Here is a 19850-nt window from a genome sequence, read left to right as displayed (position 1 = left end):
CGCAAAGGGGTTTCGGAACGGGCGCCTGCGGGCATTCGGGCCTGCAAAAGCGCGCCGCATAATGCCGCACATGAAGCAACTTTCTTCCTCCGAAGCCGGCAGCATCACCCGCGTGGCCGGCATCGAAGTGGGCCACTTCACCGACCCGCGCCGCCCCACGGGCTGCACCGTGGTGCTCGCGCGCGCTGGGGCCGTGGGCGGTGTGGACGTGCGCGGTGCGGCGCCGGGCACACGCGAGACCGATTTGCTCGAACCCGGCAACCTGGTCGAGCAGGTGCACGCGGTGCTGCTCACGGGCGGCAGCGCCTGGGGGCTGGACGCCGCCAGCGGCGTGATGCGCTGGCTCGAAGCGCAAGGCATAGGTTACGACGTGGGCGTGGGCCGCGTGCCGCTGGTGCCCGCGGCCGTGCTGTTCGACCTGCCCGTGGGCGACATGCGCATCCGCCCCGACGCCGCCGCGGGCTACGCCGCCTGCGCCGCAGCCAGCGCACTAGACCCGCCCGAGGGCAACGTGGGCGCGGGCGCAGGCGCCACCGTGGGCAAGCTGTTTGGCCTGCAGCGCGCGATGAAGGGCGGCGTGGGCACGGCCTCGGTCACGGTCGATGGCGTGACGGTGGGCGCGCTGATCGCCTGCAACGCGCTCGGCGACGTGCTCGACCCCGACAGCGCGCAAATTCTGGCCGGCGCGCGCACGCCCGACGGCCGGCATTTGCAGGACACGCGCCGCACCCTGCTGCAAGGCGCGCTGCACCAGCCACCGCTGGGCGGCAGCAACACCACCCTGGGCGTCATTGCCACCGATGCCCTACTCACCAAGGCGCAGGCCCGGCGCCTCGCCCTGACAGCACACGACGGCCTCGCGCGCTGCATTTACCCCGTGCACACCCCGTTCGACGGCGACACCTTGTTCGCGCTGGGCACGGGTCTGGCCGGCAAAAGCCTGGACATGCTGACCCTGTGCACCCTCGCCGCCGAAGCCACCGCCCGCGCCACCGTGCGCGCCGTGCTCGCGGCGCAGGCGCTGACCATTGCAGACCTGCGCCTGCCCTGCGCGCATGACTTGACGCGGCCGGGCTGAGGCTGAGGGAATGGGAGGAGACTCCAACTTCCCCCAGGCGCTCCCCTGCAGCCCCCTGAAACAATCTGCGCAAAAACCGCCAGGCTCGCGCCGCGGTGCTTGCGCCCGTCGAGCCACACCCGACAAGCTGCGAAAATCCTCCCTTTCGCAGGCCAGAAGCATGTCGTACGCAGTCAAAGAGATTTTTTTCACCCTCCAGGGCGAGGGCGCCCAGTCCGGCCGGGCGGCGGTGTTTTGCCGCTTTGCGGGCTGCAATCTCTGGAGCGGGCGCGAAGAAGACCGCGCCACCGCGGTGTGCCGCTTTTGTGATACCGACTTTGTCGGCACTGACGGCAGCGGCGGCGGCAAGTTCGCTACCGCCGAGGCTTTGGCCGATGCCATTGTCGCCGCGTGGGAAGCGCCGGACACGGCGCGGCGCTATGTGGTGCTGACCGGCGGCGAGCCGCTGCTGCAGGTGGATGAGGCACTGACCATCGCCCTGCACGCGCGCGGCTTCACCATCGCCGCGGAGACCAACGGCACGCTGCCGGCACCGCCCGGGCTGGACTGGGTCTGCGTGAGCCCCAAGGACCAGGCTGAAGTGGTGCTGCGGCAGGGCAACGAGCTCAAGCTGGTGTACCCGCAGCCAGGCGTGGACCCGGCGCAGTTCGAAGGCTGGGCCTTCGAGCACTTTTTCCTGCAGCCCATGGACGGGCCGCAGCGTGAACACAACACCGCGCAGGCCATCGCCTATTGCCAGCGCCACCCCCAATGGCGGCTGGGCCTGCAGTCGCACAAGATGATCGGAATTCGATAATGCACGAGATCAGCCAGCGTTTTTTCTTTGATGCCGCACACACCTTGCGCCGTGAGATCGAGGCCGAGGGCAGCCGCCGCGTGCACGGCCACACCTACCATGCCGAAGTCGCGGTGCGCGGCGAACCCACAGCGCACAACGGCATGGTGATGGACCTGGGCTATGTGCGGCGCGAGGTCAACCTGCTGCGCGAGAAGCTGGACCACCACTTCCTCGACGACGTGCCGGGCCTGGGCATCCCCACGCTGGAAAACCTCTGCACCTTCATCTGGAATGAACTCAAGCCCAGGATTCCCGGCCTCGCGGCCGTGACGGTGGAGCGCCACGCGATCGGCGACAGGTGCGTCTATCGGCCTTGATCTGAAGAGTCCAGACCGTGGAATTGGGGCACGACTTACGCAAATCGGGGTGAGGCAAGGCGCTCGCCCCATGGCAAAACACTCTGCAGCATCCTTGTTTGCGTAAGTCCAGTGGGGGCAAGATTCAACCCAGATTGTCCATTAGGCGGCGCTGCGCGCCTACGTGGGCGCTGGCGGACGGCTGACGGTCATTTTGGCCGCAGCTTCGGCGTCCATGGCACCGGCCATGGACTTCTCACCCGCGACCAAACTGCCTCGCCAGCCGCCTCGCCATCATCCCGCGCCCTAATGAACAATCTGGGTTCAAATTTTTCCTGCGCCCCGGTCGGACGGCCGATCATTGCAATTCAGCCTCTCTCACCCCGCGTTCGCAGGAATCGGCGCCAGCGGCGGCGTCACGTCGCCGCATTGGGCGCGGTGGCGCAGGGCGTGGTCTATGAGCACGAGCGCGAGCAGGGCTTCGGCGATCGGGGCGGCGCGAATGCCTACGCAGGGGTCGTGGCGGCCTTTGGTGATGACCTCGGTGCTGTGGCCGTGGATGTCTATGGACTCGCGCGGCGTGAGGATGGAGCTGGTGGGCTTGATGGCCAGGCTGACTTCGATGTCCTGCCCCGTGCTGATGCCGCCGAGCACGCCGCCCGCGTTGTTGCCACGAAAGCCCTGCGGCGTGAGCGCGTCGCCGTGCGTGCTGCCGCGCTGCGCCACGCTGGCAAAGCCCGCGCCGATTTCCACGCCTTTGACGGCGTTCAGCCCCATCATGGCGTAGGCGATGTCGGCGTCGAGCTTGTCGTAGATCGGTTCGCCCAGGCCCACGGGCACGCCGGTGGCCTGCACGCGGATGCGCGCACCGCACGAGTCGCCGGCCTTGCGCAGCGCGTCCATATATTCTTCATAGCGCGCAACGTCGGCCACGGGCGCGAAAAACGGGTTTTGCGGCACGTGTTCCCAGCCCTCGAACGGGATCGGCAGCTCGCCCAGTTGCGTCATGCAGGCGCGGATGTGGGTGCCCCAGCGCAGCGCGAGCCATTTCTTGGCCACGGCGCCCGCGGCCACGGTAGGCGCGGTGAGGCGCGCCGACGAGCGCCCGCCGCCGCGCGGATCGCGGATGCCGTATTTTTGCCAGTAGCTGTAGTCGGCGTGGCCGGGGCGAAAGCTCTGCGTGATCTCGTGGTAGTCCTTGCTGCGCTGGTCGGTGTTGCGGATCAGCAGTGCGATCGGCGTGCCCGTGGTCTGGCCCTCATACACGCCCGAGAGGATTTCGACGCGGTCTGGCTCGTTGCGCTGCGTGACGTGGCGGCTCGTGCCGGGGCGGCGCCGGTCCAGGTCGGCCTGGATGTCGGCCTCGGCAAGCGGCATGCCGGGCGGGCAGCCGTCGATCACGCAGCCTATGGCCGGGCCGTGGGATTCGCCGAAGTTGGTGACGCAGAAAAGGGTGCCTAGGGTGTTGCCGCTCATGGGCTGCGATTATCCGCGAGCCCGGTGGCCCCGAAACGGCCATGAAACCGCCGCAAAACGGCCTTGCGCGGCGCGCCAATCACTATTGCAAAGAGAGCTGCTTACGCAGACTGCATGCGCGCCAGAGGCCAATTTGGCTTATAAAAAAGCTCAGGCCGCAGGGCGCGCGTCGTCCTCGGGCCAGTCGCGGATGTAGGCCTTGAGCATCTTGTTTTCGAAGTTCTGGCTGTCCACCACGGCCTTGGCGACGTCATAAAAGCTGATCACGCCCATGAGCATGCCGCGCTCCATCACGGGCATGTAGCGCGCGTGGCGGTCGAGCATCATGCGGCGCACTTCGTCCATGTCGGTCTCGAGCGTGCAGGTCAAGGGGTGGTCGTCCATGGCCGTGCGCACGCGCATCTGGCCCAGGCTGCCGGCGTTGTTCGCCAGGGTCTGGATGACTTCGCGGAAGGTGAGCATGCCCACGAGGTCGCCGTGCTCCATCACCACGAGCGAGCCTATGTCTTTCTCGGCCATCACGGCCACGGCCTGGGCCAGCGGCTCGTCCGGGTGGATGGTGTAGAGCGCATTGCCCTTGAGGCGCAGGATGTCGCTGACTTTCATGGTGTGTGTTCTCCGCAGGGCGCGGCTGCCGCCGTGCTGCGGCCCATGCCGCAGCCACCCATTTCACAGCGAATGTTAGCCCACAAATCGACCACAATCGCATCCGCACTTTCCCCCACTACCACTCTCTCGCGGAGACTTGCATGCCTGGATATTCCGACCCCGGCTTCGACACGCTGGCGCTGCACGCGGGGGCTGCGCCCGACGCGGCCACCGGCGCGCGCGCCGTGCCCATCCACCTGACCACCTCGTTCGTCTTCGAGTCCAGCGACCAGGCCGCTTCGCTCTTCAACCTGGAGCGCGCCGGCCACGTCTATAGCCGCATCAGCAACCCCACGAATGCCGTGCTCGAAGAGCGCGTGGCGGCGCTCGAAGGCGGCGTGGGTGCTATCAGCGTGGCCAGCGGCCAGGCCGCGCTGCACCTGGCCATAGCCACGCTGATGGGCGCGGGCAGCCACATCGTCGCGAGCACGGCGCTCTACGGTGGCTCGCAAAACCTGCTGCACTACACGCTGCGGCGCTTCGGCATCGAGACCACCTTCGTGCAGCCCGGCGACATCGACGGCTGGCGCGCCGCGGTGCGCCCGAACACCAAGCTGTTTTTCGGCGAAACGGTGGGCAACCCGGGCCTGGACGTGCTCGACATCCCCACGGTGAGCGCGATCGCGCACGAGGCGGGCGTGCCGCTGCTCGTGGATTCGACGCTCACCACGCCCTGGCTCATGCAGCCGCTCGCGCTCGGCGCCGATCTGGTCTATCACTCGGCCACCAAGTTCCTCTCGGGCCACGGCACGGTGGTGGGCGGCATCGTCGTCGATGGCGGCAGCTTCGACTGGGACGGCCCCCGCGCCGCGGGCAGGTTCGCCGAGCTCACGCAGCCCTACGACGGCTTTCACGGCATGGTGTTCAGCGAGGAAAGCACGGTGGGCGCGTTTTTGCTGCGCGCGCGCCGCGAAGGCCTGCGCGACTTCGGCGCCTGCATGAGCCCGCACACCGCCTGGCTGATCCTGCAAGGCATAGAAACGCTGCCGCTGCGCATGGAGCGCCACGTGCGCAACACCGAAAAAGTGGTCGAATTCCTTGCCGCGCACCCCTTCGTCGCGCGCGTGGGGCACCCGCTGCTGCCCAGCCACCCGAGCCACGCGCTCGCACAAAAGCTGCTGCCGCGCGGCGCGGGCGCGGTGTTCAGCTTCGACCTCAAGGGCAGCCGCGCACAGGGCAAGAAGTTCATCGAAACGCTCAAACTCTTCAGCCACCTGGCCAACGTGGGCGACTGCCGCAGCCTGGTGATCCACCCCGCGAGCACCACGCACTTTCGCATGAGCGACGAGGCGCTCGCGCAGGCCGGCATCGCGCAAGGCACGATCCGCCTGTCGATCGGCCTCGAAGACCCCGCCGACCTCATCGACGACCTGCAGCGCGCCTTGAAGGCCGCAGAAAAAGCCGGAGCCTGAGCATGTACCTGCAAGTCCAAGGCCACCCAACCTATTGCTACACCGGGGGCAAAGCCTTCGACCCCGCGCAGCCCACCGTCGTGCTGATCCACGGCGTGCTCAACGACCACAGCGTCTGGCCGCTGCAAAGCCGCTACCTCGCGCACCACGGCTGGAACGTGCTCGCCGTCGATCTGCCCGGCCACTGCCGCAGCACGGGCGAAGCGCCCGCAAGCGTGGAGCAAGCCGCAGAATTCATCATCGCGCTGCTCGACGCCGTGGGCGCGCCGCGCGCCGCGCTCGTGGGCCACAGCTGGGGCTCGCTGATCGCGCTCGAAGCCGCCGCGCGCCTGCAGGAGCGCGCGAGCCACCTGGTGCTCGTGGGCACGGCCTACCCGATGAAGGTATCGAGCGCGCTCATCGAAGCCTCGCTGCACGACCCCGAAAAAGCCCTGCGCATGGTCAACGTGTTCTCGCGCAGCACGCTCGCGCCGCCGCCCTCGGTGCTCGGCCCCGGCACCTGGATCTTCGGCGCGGGCATGGCGCTCGGGCGGCGCGTGCTGCAAAGCAACCCGCAGGTCAACGTGTTCCACCGCGGCTTCGTCGCGTGCGACAGCTACACCGGCGGCGAACAGGCCATGGCGCAGGTGCGCTGCCCCGTGCTGTTTCTGCTCGGCGCACTCGACCAGATGACCTCACCCAAAGCCGCGCAAAGCCTGATCGCCACCGCCCGCCAGACCGGCCAGCCCGTGCAGGTGGTGAACCTGCCCGTAGGCCACCACCAGATGACCGAAGCCCCCGACCAGACGCTGGACGCGCTGCGCGGGTTTTTGGGGTGTTGAGGATTTTGAATGAAATGGGCCTCTAGAGCTGATGCAGCAAGCGCTAGGCGCTATTCTTTTTAATAGCGGTCAGATTCCAATTATTTCTGCGCCCAAGGCCTCTCCAGAAACCCATAAAACCCACTCCAACGCCTACCCAGCAAGCGTTTCCAGCTACTCTTTCAAAAGCACATCCGCGAGCATCAACTCATCCAGTTCCGCCCGCTGCCACAAGGCCTCCACGCTGGGCGTGCGCTCCAGCAGCAGGCGCTGCAGCAAGGGGGCAAGCGGCGTGCTCTGCACCTCGGCGAGCAGCACGTAGCGCAGTTCCACGAGGTTGGGGGCACCGCTGCCGTCGGGGGCGGGGTCGCTGACCTGGCCGACCCAGTCCAGCGCCTGCAAGGTTTCGAGCACGGGTTCGAGCTGCAGCGCGTCCACGCGCAGCCGGCGGGCGAGTGCGCTCAGGCGCAGCCCCTTGGCGGGCTGCCCGCGCACCGCATGCAGGGCCTGCAACACCTCCACCGCGAGCTGAAACGCCCAGCCCGCGCCGCCGCGCCGCGCCACGCCCATAAGCACCACGGGCAGGTACGCGGCGACCACGGCGCCGAACAGCACGATGAGCCAGGCCACGTAGATCCAGAGCAAAAAAATCGGCAGCGTGGCAAATGCGCCGTAGATCACCGAATACGTGGGCACCTTGCTCAGATACAGCGCCAGCAACTTTTTGGCCAGCTCCATGCCGACCGCAACGAACAGCCCGCCGGCCCAGGCGTCGCGCCACTTCACGGGCGTGTTGGGCACATAGCGGTACAGCGCCGCCATGCCCGCCGCAAGCATGAAAAACTGGATCGAGTCGAACAGCAGGCGCACGCCGGCGGGCAAGGATTTGGCCAGCCCGCCCGAGACCGACATCACATACGAGGTGAGCGCCAGACTCGCCCCCAGGGCGAGCGGCCCGAGCGTGAGGCCGGCCCAGTAGATGAGCACGCGCTGCGTGAGCGGGCGCAGGCGCCGCACGCGCCAGATGGCGTTGAGCGTGCCGTCTATGGTCAAAATCAGCGCAAGCGCCGTGACCAGCAGCATGCTGAAACCCGCCACCCCCAGGCGGCTGGCCTTGGCAGAGAACTGCGTGACGTAGCCCAGCACCTGGCGCGCAATGCTTTCAGGCACCAGGCTCTCGACGAGCCAGCGCTGCAGCACCTTCTGCAACTCGGCAAACATCGGAAAGGCCGTGAACACCGCGAGCGCCACGGTGACGAAGGGCACCAGCGCGAGCACGGAGGTAAAGGTCAAACTGCCCGCTGTGAGCGCGAGGTGGTCTTCGTGAAAGCGCTCGCGCAGCGTCTGCAGCGTGTTGCGCCACGGAAAATGCGCGAGCCCGCTCGAAATGACACGCATGCGCGCCAGCGCCGCCTGGAAGGACAAGTTCATGCCCGATATGATGCCAGCCCGATGACCGCGCCCGCCCCCACGCCCCCCTCTGCTCCCACCACCATTTCTTCGCTCCCGCACGCAGCTGGGGCACCTGCCGCGCCCGACCCCGCCGTGGCCGCCACGCGCTGGCTCGCCGTGGGCAGCCTGCTGGCGCTGATCGTGCTGTGCCTGGCCTGGGAGCTGGCGCTCGCGCCGCTGCGCCCGGGCGGCTCGTGGCTCGCGCTCAAGGCGCTGCCGCTGTGCGTGCCGCTCGCCGGGCTGCTGAAGCACCGCATGTACACCTACCGCTGGCTGAGCCTGGGGTTGTGGCTGTATTTCATCGAAGGCGTGGTGCGCGCCTGGAGCGACCGGCCGCCGGGCAACTGGCTTGCGCTCGGCGAAGTGGTGCTGTGCCTGCTGCTTTTTGTCGCGTGCGCGCTGCACGTGCGCCTGCGTCTGCGCAAGGCCCGGACTGCGGCTGCAGCCCCCATGGCTTGATTTTTGTCTGCCGCAGGACGATCCATGTCTGACTTGCTCCACACCCTGCGCCAGATCGTCGGCCCCGCCGAAGTGCACAACGAAGGCGACCTCAGCGCCTGGGAACAGGACTGGCGCCGGCGCGCGCGCGGCAAGGCGCTGGCCGTGGTGCGCCCGGCCAGCGCGCAGGAAGTTGCCGCCGTGGTGCGCGCCTGCGCTGCCGCGGGCACACCCATCGTGCCGCAGGGTGGCAACACCGGCCTGTCGCTGGGCGCCACGCCCGATGCCTCGGGGCGCGAAATCGTGCTGAGCCTCACGCGCCTGAACGCCGTGCGCGCCATCGATCCGGCCAACCTCACCCTCACGGCCGAAGCCGGCTGCCTGCTACATGCCGTGCAGGCCGCCGCGGCGCAGGCCGGACTGCTGTTTCCGCTCTCGCTGGCCTCGGAAGGCAGTTGCACCATAGGCGGCAACCTGGCCACGAACGCCGGCGGCACGCAGGTGCTGCGCTACGGCAATGCGCGCGAGCTGTGCCTGGGCCTCGAAGTGGTCACCGCGCAGGGCGAGGTCTGGAGCGGCCTGCGCGGCCTGCGCAAGGACAACACCGGCTACGACCTGCGCGACCTGTTCATCGGCAGCGAGGGCACGCTGGGCATCATCACCGCGGCCACGCTCAAGCTCTTTCCGCGGCCCGCGGCCCAGCTCACCGCCTGGGCCGCCGTGCCTTCGCTCGCGCACGCCGTCACGCTGCTGGGGCTCGCGCACCAACATCTGGACGCGGGACTCACGGCGTTCGAGGCCATGGGCCGCTTTGCGCTGCAACTGGTGCAGCAGCACCTGCCGCAGCTGCGCGTGCCTTTCGTCGAGCACCCCGACGCGCCCTGGTGCGTGCTGCTCGAAAACTCCGACAGCGAATCGGCTGACCACGCCCGCGCGCGCTTCGAGGCGCTGATGGAGGCCGCGCTGGCGCAGGGCTGCATCAGCGACGCCGTGGTGGCCGAAAACCTCACGCAGGCGCAGCAGCTGTGGCAGATCCGCGAAGGCATCCCGCTCGCGCAGGCCAAGGAGGGGCTCAACATCAAGCACGACATCGCCGTGCCGATCTCGCGCATCGCGGACTTCGTCGCGCACACCGACGCGCTGCTCGCGCGCGCGTTGCCCGGCGCGCGCCTGGTCACCTTCGGGCACCTGGGCGACGGCAACCTGCACTACAACGTGCAAGCGCCGCAGGGCTGCGACGCGCAAGCCTTTTTGCAGGCACATGAAGCACACGCCAACGCGCTCGTCTACGACGCCGTGGCGCAGTTCGGCGGCGCGTTTTCGGCCGAGCACGGCGTGGGCGCGCTCAAGGTGGCGCAACTGCAGCAATACCAGTCCCCCGTGGCGCTGGGGCTGATGCGCACGCTCAAACGCGCGCTCGATCCGCAGAATGTGCTGAATCCGGGGCGGGTTCTGGAGTAGCGCCCCGCTTCGGGCACTCCCGCCCAGCCGGCGATAATCGCGGGCTCGAACGTCCGCCATGCCTACTGCATCTTCCTCTTCTCCCAGCGCCCGCACTATTGCGCCCCCAGATGGCCGCGCCATTTTTTGGCTGATCGCCGGCTTCACCCTGCTGCGCCTGTGCATGGCGGCCACCGTGCCGCTGCTGCCGCAAGAGGCCTACTACTGGACCTGGAGCCGCTTCCCCGATCTGTCGTACTTCGACCATCCGCCGCTGGCAAGCCACATGATCTGGCTGACCACGGCCGTGGTCGGCTCCACGGTGTTTGGTATCAAACTGGCCGCGGTCGTGTGGTCGCTGGGCTGGAACCTGCTGTGGGCCACGCTGCTGCAAGACCTCTGGGGCGACCGGCGGTTGACTTTCTGGTCGCTGCTCGCGCTCAACCTCAGCCTGATGTACGAGTTCTACGGCTTTGGCCCCTCGCCCGACGGGCCGCTGATGTTTTTCTGGCTCGCCACGCTGTGGGCCATTTGGCGCCTGAGCGTCACGGGCCAGGCGCGCTGGTGGTACGTGGCCGGCCTGTGCCTGGGGCTGTCCTGGCTGGGCAAATACGCGGGCGCGCTGCTCGTACCCATCACGGTGCTTTACCTGCTGGTTGTGCCGCGCCTGCGCCACTGGCTGGCCACGCCGCACCCGTATCTGGCGCTGCTGCTGGCCTTGGCGGTGTTCTCGCCCGTGGTGCTGTGGAATTTGCAGCACGACTGGGCTTCGATCGCGTTCCAAAGCAGCCGCCGCGTGGGCGAGATGGATCGCTTCAAGCCGCGCTTTTTCCTGCTGCTGGTGTTCACGCAGTTCGTGGTGCTCACGCCCTACCTGTTCTGGCTGGCGCTGCGCGGCCTCGGCAGCGGCGTGCGCGCGGCGCTGCGGCGCACGCTCGATGCGCAGGGCTGGCTGCTGCTTTTGAGCGCGCTGGTGCCGCTGCTGCTGTTCACTGCCGTGAGCTTTCGCACCAATTCCAAGGTCAACTGGCTCATGCCGGCCTGGTGGGCGCTGGTCGTGCTGGGGCTGCGCGCACTGCTAGGAGCCTGTCGGACTTTGGGCGTCGAAAGCGAGAATGTGCCCCAGCGAGGTCAGTTTTTGCCGGATTCGCAGCCCCATAGTGGTGCTATGGGGCAAGAAGCCGGTAAAAAATGGGCCGCTGCGGCGCATTCGCAGCCGACGATTCCAAAGTCCGACAGGCTCCTAGCGCAACTGGCCACGCAAGCGGCCAAGCTACGCCAGCTGCGCTGGGGGCTGGGCTCGTCGGCGGCGCTGCTGCTCGCGCTGGGTGCGGCCGCGCAGGTGCCCAATCTGCCGCTGCCGGGAGATCTCAACATCTGGAGCGGCTGGAAGGACGCCGCCGCGCGCATCGACCAGATCGAGGCCGAGCTGCACGCGCAGGGGCAAAAGACTTTCGTGTTTTCGCCCTCGTACAAGTCGAGCTCGCTGCTGTGGTTTTACAACGCAGGGCAGGATCGCACCTATGCGCAAGACATTTACGGCGAACGCGCCCTGCAGTACGACTATTTTCCCCGCCCCGACGACCTGCGCGGCGCCACGGGCCTGCTCGTGACCTCCGACATGCCGCAGACCGGCATAGACATCGACAAATTGCGCCCCTATTTCACGCACATAGAGCGCATTGCCGTGGTCGAATCCTCCCAGCTGCAGCAAGACACCCGCCGCATCGAAATTTACCGCTGCACCGGCTACCGCGGCCACCCCAAAGGCCCACACTGAGCCACTGAGCCACTGAGCGAGAGCGCCACCCACCACATGCCACAGCTTTCCATCGTCGTCCCCACCTTCAACGAAGCCAGCAACGTCACCGAGCTGCGCGACCGTGTCGCGCGCGCGCTCGAGGGCGTCGGCTGGGAAATGATCTTCGTCGATGACGACTCGCCCGACGGCACCGCCGACAAGGTGCGCGCCCTCGCACAGTCCGACGCGCGCGTGCGCTGCCTGCAGCGCATAGGGCGGCGTGGCCTGGCCTCGGCCTGCATCGAAGGCATGCTGGCTTCGTCCGCCCCGGTGGTCGCGGTGATGGACGCCGATTTGCAGCACGACGAGCGCCTGCTGCGCGCCATGTTCGAGGCGCTACAGAAAGACGCGAACCTCGACGTGGTGGTCGGCAGCCGCTATGTCGAAGGCGGTGGCATTGGCGCCTGGAAGCAGTCGCGCGCCTTCCTGAGCCGCCTGGCCACGCGGTTGAGCCGCAGCGTGCTCAAGGCCGACCTCAAAGACCCGATGAGCGGCTTTTTCATGATCCGCCACGCGGCGGCGCTGCGCTGCATTCGTCAGGGCATGTCGGGCGTGGGCTTCAAAATCCTGCTCGACCTGTTCGCGAGCTCGCCCACGCCGCTGCGCTATCTCGAGCTGCCCTACCAGTTCCGCCAGCGCTTTTCCGGCGAGAGCAAGCTCGACACCACGGTGGCGTGGGAATACTTCATCATGCTGCTGGACCGCTTTTTCGGCCGCGTGGTGCCCATACGCTTCATCGCGTTCACGCTGGTGGGCGGCTTCGGTCTGCTGGTGCACCTGCTGGTGCTGTCGGTCTGCTTCAAGCTGCTTGCGATGCCGTTTCTGTGGGCGCAGACCGCTGCCACGCTGGTCGCCATGACCAGCAATTTCGTGCTCAACAACCTGCTCACCTACCGCGACATGCGCCTGCGCGGCTGGCAGCTGCTGCGCGGCTGGATCAGCTTTACGCTCGCGTGCAGCGTGGGCGCGCTCGCCAACGTGGGCATCGCCGCCTGGCTGTTCAGCCAGCAGGCATCGTGGGTGCTCTCGGCCTTTGCCGGCGTGGCTGTGGGCGCGGTGTGGAACTACGCCATCACCGCCATCTACACCTGGAACAAGCCCAAGGGCGGCTGAACGGCTCGGCATGTGCTGGCCCGCACCTGCCTGCAAGCCACACTCGCGCCCGCACATGCTCCGCCCCAACGCGCCGCGGAGCCCCCAGGCGGCAACGAACAGGCACGCCCCCGCACATGGGCCACTGGCGTATAAGCTCATGCGCAAATGTTCGTTCTACGCGGCGCAAACGGCGGTAAAAATCGCCCTCTTCCCCCATTCCCTCCCACGCCGCCATGAAACTCGAAACCCTCGCCGTCCACGCGGGCTACAGCCCCGACCCGACGACCAAGTCCGTCGCCGTGCCCATCTACCAGACCGTGGCCTACGCCTTCGACAGCGCGCAGCATGGCGCCGACCTGTTCGACCTCAAGGTGCCGGGCAACATCTACACGCGCATCATGAACCCGACCAACGACGTGCTCGAAAAGCGCATTGCGGCGCTCGAAGGCGGCATAGGCGCGCTGGCCGTGGCCTCGGGCATGGCGGCCATCACCTACGCGATCCAGACGCTGGCCGAAGCGGGCGACAACATCGTCTCGGCCAGCACCCTTTACGGCGGCACCTACAACCTGTTTGCGCACACCTTCCCGCAGCAAGGCATCACCACGCGCTTTGCCGACCCGCGCGATCCGGCCGGCTTTGCGCGCCACATCGACGCACGCACCAAGGCGATCTTCGTCGAGTCGATAGGCAACCCGCTGGGCAACGTGACCGACATCGCCGCGCTGGCTGACGTGGCCCACGCGCACGGCGTGCCGCTGATCGTGGACAACACCGTGCCCAGCCCCTACCTGCTGCGCCCGATAGAGCACGGCGCCGACATCGTGGTGCACTCGCTCACCAAATACCTCGGCGGCCACGGCAACAGCCTGGGCGGCGCGATCGTGGACAGCGGCAAGTTCCCCTGGGCGCAGCACCAGGAGCGCTTCGCGCGCTTCAGCCAGCCTGACCCGAGCTACCACGGCGTGGTCTATACCGAGGCCCTGGGCCCGGCCGCCTTCATCGGCCGGGCGCGTGTGGTGCCGCTGCGCAACATGGGCGCGGCGCTGGCGCCGCTCAACGCCTTCCTCATCCTGCAGGGCATAGAGACGCTCGCGCTGCGCATGGAACGCATCTGCGACAACGCGCTCGCGCTGGCGCGCTACCTGCAAAGCCACCCCAAGGTCGAATGGGTGCGCTACGCGGGCCTGCCAGACCACCCCGACCACGCCATCGCGCAGCGGCTCATGGGCGGGCGCGCGTCGGGCATCCTGTCGTTCAGCCTCAAGGCCCAGGGCGGCGACGCGCGTGCGGCCGGTGCGCGCTTTCTCGACGCGCTGCAGCTGTTCACGCGCCTCGTCAACATCGGCGACGCCAAGTCGCTCGCCACGCACCCGGCCTCGACCACGCACCGCCAGCTCAGCCCCAGCGAGCTCGAGCAGGCCGGCGTGAGCGCAGGCATGGTGCGCCTGTCGGTCGGCATAGAGCACGTGGACGACCTGCAGGCCGACCTCGCGCAGGCGCTCGACAAGGTATGAAAAAGTGAGCTGCCAGCGCTTGTCAGATCTTCTTAAAAGCTCAATTTGGCTTTATACCGTCTTGACAAGCGACTTGGTATATACCCGGTAGGTGCCTATGCCGCGCGCGACGAGTTCGCCGTCGAGCGCGTCGCGCGTGACCTTGACCGAGACGTAGGCCAGCGTTTTGCCGATGAAGTCGGGCGTGCCGCTCGCGTACAGCACGCCGCTGTCGATCGCGCGCATGAAGTCCACCGTGAGCGTCGCGGTCACGGTGGAGCGGATCAACAGCTCGCTGCCCGGAATCTGCCGGTCGATCAGCACACGCCCGCCGATCGCATCGAGCAAGGTCAACGGCACGCCGCCGTGCAGCACGCCATGCGGATTCAGGTGGTCGCGCCGTATCGGCAGCGTGAAGTATGGCCCGCGCTCGCCCTTCAAAATGTCGTAGCCCACGAGCTGCTGGAACGGCCCGTGGAAATACGCAGCCGAAGTTGCTGGGCTGTTGCTTGCGCTCATGCGCCGTTGACCTTGAAGTAGTCGGGCTTGCCGGCGGGCCAGAAATCGCCCCACAGCAGCATACCGCCCTCGACGTTGAGCACTTCGCCCGTGATGAACTTGCCCGAGGGCCCGGCCAGATAGACCACGGCCTCGGCAATGTCCTGCACGTCGCCGGGGCGCATCATGGGGTTGCATTGGTAGAAGGTAGGGACGTTTTCGTCGCGGTAGTTGTTGAAGCCGTTGCTCTCTATCGCGCCAGCGCCTATGCAGTTGAGGCGGATGTTGTGCTCGGCCCATTCGATGGCCAGCGTGCGCGAGAGCGCGATCACGCCCGCGCGCGAGGCGGCGGTGTGCGCCATGCCCGTGAGGCCGCGGTCTATCGCCGCGGTGATGTTGATGATGTTGCCGGGTTTGCCCTGCTCCACCCAGCGCTTGGCGGCGCTTTGCATCATGAACCAGCTGCCGTTGAGGTTGGTGTCTATGACCGCGTTCCAGCCCTTGATGGGGAAGTCCATCGCGTGTGCGGCAAACTGCCCGCCCGCGTTGTTGACCAGAATGTCCAGGCCGCCGAAATGCTCCCACACGGCACCCATCAAAGCATCGACCTGCTCGGGGTCGCGGATGGTCATGGGGTAGGTGAACACCTCGCGCCCCGAGAGCGCGCGCAGCTTTTGTGCACTGTCTTCGAGCTTTTCGGCATTGCGTCCGCAGATTGCGAGCGTCGCGCCAAGGCGCGCAAACAAAAAGGCGATGGCCTTGCCTATGCCGCTGCCCGCGCCCGACACCAGCACCACCTTGCCGGCAAACAAGTCATCGCGGTACACCGTGGGCAACGCGGCAAGGGCCTCGTCGCCGGGGCCGAATTTGGGTTGAGTCGTGTCTTGCGTGTTCATGCGGTCACCTTGAAATAGTCGGGTTTGGGGATGGTCCAGACCTCGCCCCAGAGGACGCCGCCACCATCGACGGTGAGCAGTTCGCCCGTGATGAACTTGCCGCTGGGCGCGCTCAGATAAACCACGGCCTCGGCAATGTCGTGCACGTCGCCCACGCGCTTCATCGGATTGGCGGCCGAGAAGGACTTGACGGCTTCCTCGGAATACTGGCGAAAGCCCGTGCTCGCGATCGCGCCGGGCGCGACGCAGTTGATGCGGATGCCGTACTGCGCCCACTCCACCGCCACGGTCTTGGAAAGGTAGGTCACGGCCGCACGCGCCGCGCAGGTGTGCGCCACGCCCGGCATGCCGCGCTGGAAGGTGGCGACGATGTTCACGATGTTGCCCTGCGTGCCCGTGTCGCGCCAGCGTTTGGCCATGGCGTGCATCATGTACCAGGTGCCGTTGAGGTTGGTGTCTATCACCGCCTTCCAGCCCTTGGTGCTGAAATCCAGCGCACGCTGCGGAAACTGGCCGCCGGCGTTGTTGACCAGCACATCGACGCGCCCGAAGTGCTGCCACACCGCATCCATCAATTGCTCGACCTGCTCGGGGTCGCGGATGCTCATGGGATGCACGAGCACATCGGGGCTGCCGAGCTTGCGCAGCCATTCGGCGCTGGCCTCGAGCTTGGCCACGTCGCGCCCGCAGATCGCGAGCCTGGCGCCCAGGCGCGCGTACAAAAAGGCGATGGCCTTGCCAATGCCGCTGCCCGCGCCCGAAACGAGCACGACTTTGTCGTCGAAAAGCCCAGGGTGATAGACCGTGGGCTGCTGGGCCAGGGTTTCGTCATCGAAACCGAAGGTGATAGGGGGTGCTGTCATGAAGAGCCTCAGAAATCTCAGAAACGGAAAATCCCATAGCGGGGGGGTCGGCAATGGGGAGCGTTGGCTGCACGAGCATACGGGATTATCCAACTCTAACTAGCGTTTGATTGTTTTGCGCAAGGGGAAACCCTTGTTTGCTGCCCAAAACCAGCTTTGACGGTGCGCAAATATCCTTCAAACGCCATCGCAAATAACCAAAATATCTCAAAGTTTATTTTTTAAGCATTGACTTGGCATTTATTGCCTCCCAGAATCCGCCTCTCTTCGGACGCAGTCCGTGCGACTTGCCTCCACTGCCCCACTTGGCTCTGTGCTCGTTTACCACCAGCCCAGCCAAAGACCGGCGCAGCAAACCAGCGATGCGCGTGTATCGCGGCGCCTCAGATGCCTCGCCCGCCCTGCGCATGCAAGGCACATGGCGCCCGCTTCATCTAGGAAAGGAATAGTGATGACAGCGTTCCCTCGTTTCATCTCTGGCACCAAGACCTTCGTCAATGACGTGGTCGAAGGATTTTTTGCCATCACCCACAACGGTCTTGCGTTGCTTGGCTTGGCCGTGGCCTGCATGGCCATGGTCGCTGCAAGCCGGCCCGATCTGCGCGTGAGCGCCGAGGCTCAGCTGTTCGACTGGCTGCGCACCCGCCATGTCGTGGCGCAAGAGCAGGAGGCCCCTGCCGTGGCCGACGCGGGCGACCGTGCCCTGGCCATCAACCCGCACACCCTGCCCAAGGAGCAGGCGGCCATTGCCTTTTGGCTCAGCAAAAAGTACCGCGTAGCACCGGAGCCCGTCAGCGCGCTGGTGGCCCAAGCGTATGACGTGGGCCTGCGCACCAAGATCGAGCCCACCCTGCTGCTCGCCGTGATCGCCGTCGAGTCGAGCTTCAACCCCTTTGCCCAAAGCGCCGTCGGCGCGCAGGGCTTGATGCAGGTGATGACGCGCACGCACACCGACAAATACGAAAACTTTGGCGGCCACCTCGCGGCTTTCGACCCGCAGGCCAACCTGCGCGTGGGCGCCAAGGTGCTGCAGGAGTGCATCCAGCGCGCCGGCTCGGTCGAGGGCGGGCTGCGCTACTACGTGGGCGCGGCCAACCAGGAAGACGACGGCGGCTACACGGCCAAAGTTCTGGCCGAGCAGGCGCGCCTGCGCCAGATCGCCGGCCGGCGCGGGGCGGTTGCGGCCGCGCCCAAGCAGCTTGCAGCACGTGCACAGCCGCAGCCCGCGCCGATACGTCCCGCGGGGGATGCCACGGCACGCAACGACGAAGGCGTTGCTGCAGCGCCGGCGCAGTCCTGAGCGCGCCTTGACAGCGACCCCGGCTTTGCGACGGGCCAGCGCCCTGCTCGGCTACACTCGCGGCGTACGCAACTGGCGATAGGCGCGGCCGCCGGCACACAGGCAGCCGCCGCTGACGTGGAAATCAAACTTGTCAACCACGGGGAAGCGTACCGCCGGGGCCCCCGGTGCCAAGCCGTTCGCCTGGGCAGTCCTTGTCAGTGCCGCAAAACGCCGTTTCGTGGCGCAAAGTGCAAGGAAGTCGCTTTCATCCAAAGACTGCCATGTACCACCGCAACATCCTCGTCGAACACACCGACCCCGAAGTCTTTGCTGCTATCCAGGCCGAAAACCGCCGCCAGGAAGAGCACATCGAGCTGATCGCCAGCGAAAACTACGCCTCGCCCGCCGTGATGTGGGCGCAAGGCACGCAGCTGACCAACAAATACGCCGAGGGCTACCCCGGCCGCCGCTACTACGGCGGCTGCGAGCACGTCGACGTGGTCGAGCAGCTGGCCATAGACCGCCTCAAGCAGATCTTCGGTGCCGAAGCCGCGAACGTGCAGCCGCACTGCGGCGCATCGGCCAACGAGGCCGTCTTCCTCGCCTTCCTCAAACCCGGCGACACCGTCATGGGCATGAGCCTTGCCGAAGGCGGCCACCTCACACACGGCATGCCGCTGAACATCAGCGGCAAGTGGTTCAACGTGGTCTCCTACGGCCTGGACGCCAAGGAAGCCATCGACTACGACGCGATGGAAAAGAAGGCCCACGAAACACGGCCCAAGCTGATCATCGCAGGCGCCTCGGCCTACAGCCTGCACATCGACTTTGCGCGCTTTGCCAAGGTGGCCAAGGACGTGGGCGCGGTCTTCATGGTCGATATGGCGCACTACGCGGGCCTGATTGCCGCGGGCGTCTATCCCAACCCCGTGCCGCATGCCGATGTGGTCACCTCGACCACGCACAAGAGCCTGCGCGGCCCGCGCGGCGGCATCATCCTGATGAGGGCCGAACACGAAAAAGCCATCAACAGCGCGATCTTCCCCGGCCTTCAGGGCGGCCCGCTGATGCACGTGATCGCGGCCAAGGCCGTGGCCTTCAAAGAGGCGCTGCAACCCGAGTTCAAGACCTACCAGCAGCAGGTGGTGACGAACGCGCGCATCGTCGCCGAAACGCTGACCGAGCGCGGCCTGCGCATCGTGAGCGGCGGCACGCAAAGCCACGTGATGCTGGTCGATCTGCGCTCCAAGGGCATCACCGGCAAGGAAGCCGAGGCCGTGCTCGGCGCCGCGCACATGACGATCAACAAGAACGCCATCCCCAACGACCCTGAAAAGCCCATGGTGACGAGCGGCGTGCGCATAGGCACCCCCGCAATGACCACGCGCGGCTTCAAGGACGAAGAGGCGCGCCTCACGGCCCATCTGGTGGCCGACGTGCTCGACAAACCGCGCGACCCTGCCAACATCGAAGCGGTGCGCGCCAAGGTGCACGCGCTCACGGCGCGCTTTCCGGTCTATGGCTGAACGCGGCGCAGCGCAAGCATGAAATGCCCTTTCTGCGGCCACCAGGAGACGCAAGTCGTCGAAACCCGCGTGGCCGAGGATGGCGGCTTCGTGCGCCGCCGGCGCCAGTGCGCTGCGTGTGAGCGGCGCTTTACCACCTACGAGCGCCCCGAGGTGACGCTGCCCACCATCATCAAAAAGGACGGGCGGCGCACCGAGTACGAGCGCGCCAAGCTGCTCGGGTCGTTCAAACTCGCGCTGCGCAAGCGCCCCGTGAGCACCGAGCAGATCGACAGCGCCATCGAACGCATCGAAGAAAAACTGCTGAGCCTGGGCCAGCGCGAGCTGCCCTCGAACCAGCTTGGCGAGCTCGTGATGCGCGAGCTCAAAAAGCTCGACAAAGTCGCCTACGTGCGCTTTGCGAGCGTGTACCGCAACTTCGAAGACGTGGATGCGTTTCGCGCCGTCGTCGATGAAGTGGACAAGTAGCTCATAAAATAATAGCTTCCAGCGCTTGATCTACAAGCGCTGGAAGC

The 19850-nt window shown here is 66.7% G+C and carries 19 protein-coding genes; 13 read left to right on the top strand and 6 right to left on the bottom strand.

Annotation, left to right across the window (positions count from 1 at the left end):
* The first annotated feature begins 70 nt into the window (after window positions 1-70).
* From PYV55_RS06095 to PYV55_RS06085, 3 genes are all read left to right on the top strand, one after another.
* Window positions 71-1078 (top strand): P1 family peptidase, encoded by a 1008-nt coding sequence (locus PYV55_RS06095; RefSeq protein WP_275849786.1) that lies wholly within the window; start codon window positions 71-73, stop codon window positions 1076-1078.
* A gap of 160 nt (window positions 1079-1238) precedes the next feature.
* Window positions 1239-1874, top strand: a complete 636-nt coding sequence (queE, locus tag PYV55_RS06090) for a 7-carboxy-7-deazaguanine synthase (protein ID WP_275849785.1) — start codon at window positions 1239-1241, stop codon at window positions 1872-1874.
* Window positions 1871-2233 carry a 6-carboxytetrahydropterin synthase gene (locus PYV55_RS06085; protein ID WP_275849889.1) on the top strand — a complete coding sequence of 121 codons (363 nt, stop codon included), beginning with the start codon at window positions 1871-1873 and terminating at the stop codon, window positions 2231-2233. Before queE ends, PYV55_RS06085 begins: the two co-directional genes overlap by 4 nt.
* 357 nt (window positions 2234-2590) lie before the next feature.
* On the opposite strand, the gene aroC is transcribed toward PYV55_RS06085, so the two are convergent.
* Together aroC and PYV55_RS06075 are read right to left on the bottom strand one after the other, a co-directional pair.
* Complete coding sequence (aroC, locus tag PYV55_RS06080; RefSeq protein WP_275849784.1) at window positions 2591-3688, bottom strand: chorismate synthase; 1098 nt, start codon at window positions 3686-3688, stop codon at window positions 2591-2593.
* A 150-nt stretch (window positions 3689-3838) separates the two neighbouring features.
* Window positions 3839-4294: a CBS domain-containing protein gene (locus PYV55_RS06075; RefSeq protein WP_275849783.1), complete on the bottom strand. Its 456-nt coding sequence runs from the start codon at window positions 4292-4294 to the stop codon at window positions 3839-3841.
* A 143-nt stretch (window positions 4295-4437) separates the two neighbouring features.
* Between PYV55_RS06075 and PYV55_RS06070 the strand changes: the two genes are divergently transcribed.
* Together PYV55_RS06070 and PYV55_RS06065 are read left to right on the top strand one after the other, a co-directional pair.
* On the top strand, window positions 4438-5748 hold the full coding sequence (locus PYV55_RS06070; RefSeq protein ID WP_275849782.1) for an O-acetylhomoserine aminocarboxypropyltransferase: 1311 nt from the start codon (window positions 4438-4440) through the stop codon (window positions 5746-5748).
* A 2-nt stretch (window positions 5749-5750) separates the two neighbouring features.
* Window positions 5751-6569, top strand: coding sequence for an alpha/beta fold hydrolase (locus PYV55_RS06065; RefSeq protein WP_275849781.1), 819 nt, complete (start codon window positions 5751-5753; stop codon window positions 6567-6569).
* 153 nt (window positions 6570-6722) lie between these two features.
* Here the strand turns inward: PYV55_RS06065 and PYV55_RS06060 are convergent, their stop codons facing one another.
* Entirely contained in the window at window positions 6723-7979 is a 1257-nt protein-coding gene (locus PYV55_RS06060) for a YihY family inner membrane protein (RefSeq protein WP_275849780.1), read from the bottom strand.
* Window positions 7980-8000: 21 nt separating this feature from the next.
* Between PYV55_RS06060 and PYV55_RS06055 the strand changes: the two genes are divergently transcribed.
* From PYV55_RS06055 to PYV55_RS06035, 5 genes are all read left to right on the top strand, one after another.
* A complete protein-coding gene (locus PYV55_RS06055; RefSeq protein WP_275849779.1) occupies window positions 8001-8459 on the top strand; it encodes a DUF2069 domain-containing protein in 459 nt (152 codons plus the stop codon).
* 24 nt (window positions 8460-8483) lie between these two features.
* A complete protein-coding gene (locus PYV55_RS06050; RefSeq protein ID WP_275849778.1) occupies window positions 8484-9899 on the top strand; it encodes an FAD-binding oxidoreductase in 1416 nt (471 codons plus the stop codon).
* A 58-nt stretch (window positions 9900-9957) separates the two neighbouring features.
* Entirely contained in the window at window positions 9958-11658 is a 1701-nt protein-coding gene (locus tag PYV55_RS06045; protein WP_275849777.1) for an ArnT family glycosyltransferase, read from the top strand.
* A gap of 36 nt (window positions 11659-11694) precedes the next feature.
* The gene (locus PYV55_RS06040) at window positions 11695-12792 is read left to right on the top strand and encodes a glycosyltransferase (protein ID WP_275849776.1); all 1098 of its coding nucleotides are present in this window, start codon (window positions 11695-11697) and stop codon (window positions 12790-12792) included.
* 215 nt (window positions 12793-13007) lie between these two features.
* Complete coding sequence (locus PYV55_RS06035) at window positions 13008-14291, top strand: O-acetylhomoserine aminocarboxypropyltransferase/cysteine synthase family protein (protein ID WP_275849775.1); 1284 nt, start codon at window positions 13008-13010, stop codon at window positions 14289-14291.
* Window positions 14292-14342: 51 nt separating this feature from the next.
* On the opposite strand, the gene PYV55_RS06030 is transcribed toward PYV55_RS06035, so the two are convergent.
* Genes PYV55_RS06030 through PYV55_RS06020 form a run of 3 tightly spaced genes read right to left on the bottom strand, consistent with a single transcriptional unit; the run spans window position 14343 to window position 16527 of the window.
* Entirely contained in the window at window positions 14343-14789 is a 447-nt protein-coding gene (locus PYV55_RS06030) for a PaaI family thioesterase (RefSeq protein ID WP_275849774.1), read from the bottom strand.
* The gene (locus PYV55_RS06025; protein WP_275849773.1) at window positions 14786-15664 is read right to left on the bottom strand and encodes an SDR family oxidoreductase; all 879 of its coding nucleotides are present in this window, start codon (window positions 15662-15664) and stop codon (window positions 14786-14788) included. Before PYV55_RS06025 ends, PYV55_RS06030 begins: the two co-directional genes overlap by 4 nt.
* Window positions 15661-16527, bottom strand: a complete 867-nt coding sequence (locus PYV55_RS06020; RefSeq protein WP_275849772.1) for an SDR family oxidoreductase — start codon at window positions 16525-16527, stop codon at window positions 15661-15663. The genes PYV55_RS06025 and PYV55_RS06020 overlap by 4 nt, the downstream gene beginning before the upstream one ends.
* Window positions 16528-16978: 451 nt before the next feature.
* Between PYV55_RS06020 and PYV55_RS06015 the strand changes: the two genes are divergently transcribed.
* The 3 genes from PYV55_RS06015 to nrdR all read left to right on the top strand — a co-directional run bounded on the left by PYV55_RS06015 (window position 16979) and on the right by nrdR (window position 19803).
* Complete coding sequence (locus PYV55_RS06015; protein WP_275849771.1) at window positions 16979-17827, top strand: lytic transglycosylase domain-containing protein; 849 nt, start codon at window positions 16979-16981, stop codon at window positions 17825-17827.
* A 263-nt stretch (window positions 17828-18090) separates the two neighbouring features.
* Window positions 18091-19335, top strand: coding sequence for a serine hydroxymethyltransferase (gene glyA / locus PYV55_RS06010; protein ID WP_275849770.1), 1245 nt, complete (start codon window positions 18091-18093; stop codon window positions 19333-19335).
* Window positions 19336-19353: 18 nt separating this feature from the next.
* Complete coding sequence (gene nrdR / locus PYV55_RS06005; protein WP_275849769.1) at window positions 19354-19803, top strand: transcriptional regulator NrdR; 450 nt, start codon at window positions 19354-19356, stop codon at window positions 19801-19803.
* The last annotated feature ends 47 nt before the right edge of the window (window positions 19804-19850 follow it).

This window comes from Extensimonas soli (assembly GCF_029211265.1).
GTDB lineage: Bacteria > Pseudomonadota > Gammaproteobacteria > Burkholderiales > Burkholderiaceae_C > Extensimonas > Extensimonas soli.
The sequence above is the reverse complement of the archived record's forward strand: the minus strand, read 5'-3'. Positions and strand labels throughout refer to the sequence as shown.

Coding starts and splice junctions, on each gene's coding strand:
- PYV55_RS06095 (WP_275849786.1), top strand. CDS start 71: ATGAAGCAACTTTCTTCCTCCGAAGCCGGCAGCATCACCCGCGTGGCC.
- queE (WP_275849785.1), top strand. CDS start 1,239: ATGTCGTACGCAGTCAAAGAGATTTTTTTCACCCTCCAGGGCGAGGGC.
- aroC (WP_275849784.1), bottom strand. CDS start 3,688: ATGAGCGGCAACACCCTAGGCACCCTTTTCTGCGTCACCAACTTCGGC.
- PYV55_RS06075 (WP_275849783.1), bottom strand. CDS start 4,294: ATGAAAGTCAGCGACATCCTGCGCCTCAAGGGCAATGCGCTCTACACC.
- PYV55_RS06070 (WP_275849782.1), top strand. CDS start 4,438: ATGCCTGGATATTCCGACCCCGGCTTCGACACGCTGGCGCTGCACGCG.
- PYV55_RS06065 (WP_275849781.1), top strand. CDS start 5,751: ATGTACCTGCAAGTCCAAGGCCACCCAACCTATTGCTACACCGGGGGC.
- PYV55_RS06060 (WP_275849780.1), bottom strand. CDS start 7,979: ATGAACTTGTCCTTCCAGGCGGCGCTGGCGCGCATGCGTGTCATTTCG.
- PYV55_RS06055 (WP_275849779.1), top strand. CDS start 8,001: ATGACCGCGCCCGCCCCCACGCCCCCCTCTGCTCCCACCACCATTTCT.
- PYV55_RS06050 (WP_275849778.1), top strand. CDS start 8,484: ATGTCTGACTTGCTCCACACCCTGCGCCAGATCGTCGGCCCCGCCGAA.
- PYV55_RS06045 (WP_275849777.1), top strand. CDS start 9,958: ATGCCTACTGCATCTTCCTCTTCTCCCAGCGCCCGCACTATTGCGCCC.
- PYV55_RS06040 (WP_275849776.1), top strand. CDS start 11,695: ATGCCACAGCTTTCCATCGTCGTCCCCACCTTCAACGAAGCCAGCAAC.
- PYV55_RS06035 (WP_275849775.1), top strand. CDS start 13,008: ATGAAACTCGAAACCCTCGCCGTCCACGCGGGCTACAGCCCCGACCCG.
- PYV55_RS06030 (WP_275849774.1), bottom strand. CDS start 14,789: ATGAGCGCAAGCAACAGCCCAGCAACTTCGGCTGCGTATTTCCACGGG.
- PYV55_RS06025 (WP_275849773.1), bottom strand. CDS start 15,664: ATGAACACGCAAGACACGACTCAACCCAAATTCGGCCCCGGCGACGAG.
- PYV55_RS06020 (WP_275849772.1), bottom strand. CDS start 16,527: ATGACAGCACCCCCTATCACCTTCGGTTTCGATGACGAAACCCTGGCC.
- PYV55_RS06015 (WP_275849771.1), top strand. CDS start 16,979: ATGACAGCGTTCCCTCGTTTCATCTCTGGCACCAAGACCTTCGTCAAT.
- glyA (WP_275849770.1), top strand. CDS start 18,091: ATGTACCACCGCAACATCCTCGTCGAACACACCGACCCCGAAGTCTTT.
- nrdR (WP_275849769.1), top strand. CDS start 19,354: ATGAAATGCCCTTTCTGCGGCCACCAGGAGACGCAAGTCGTCGAAACC.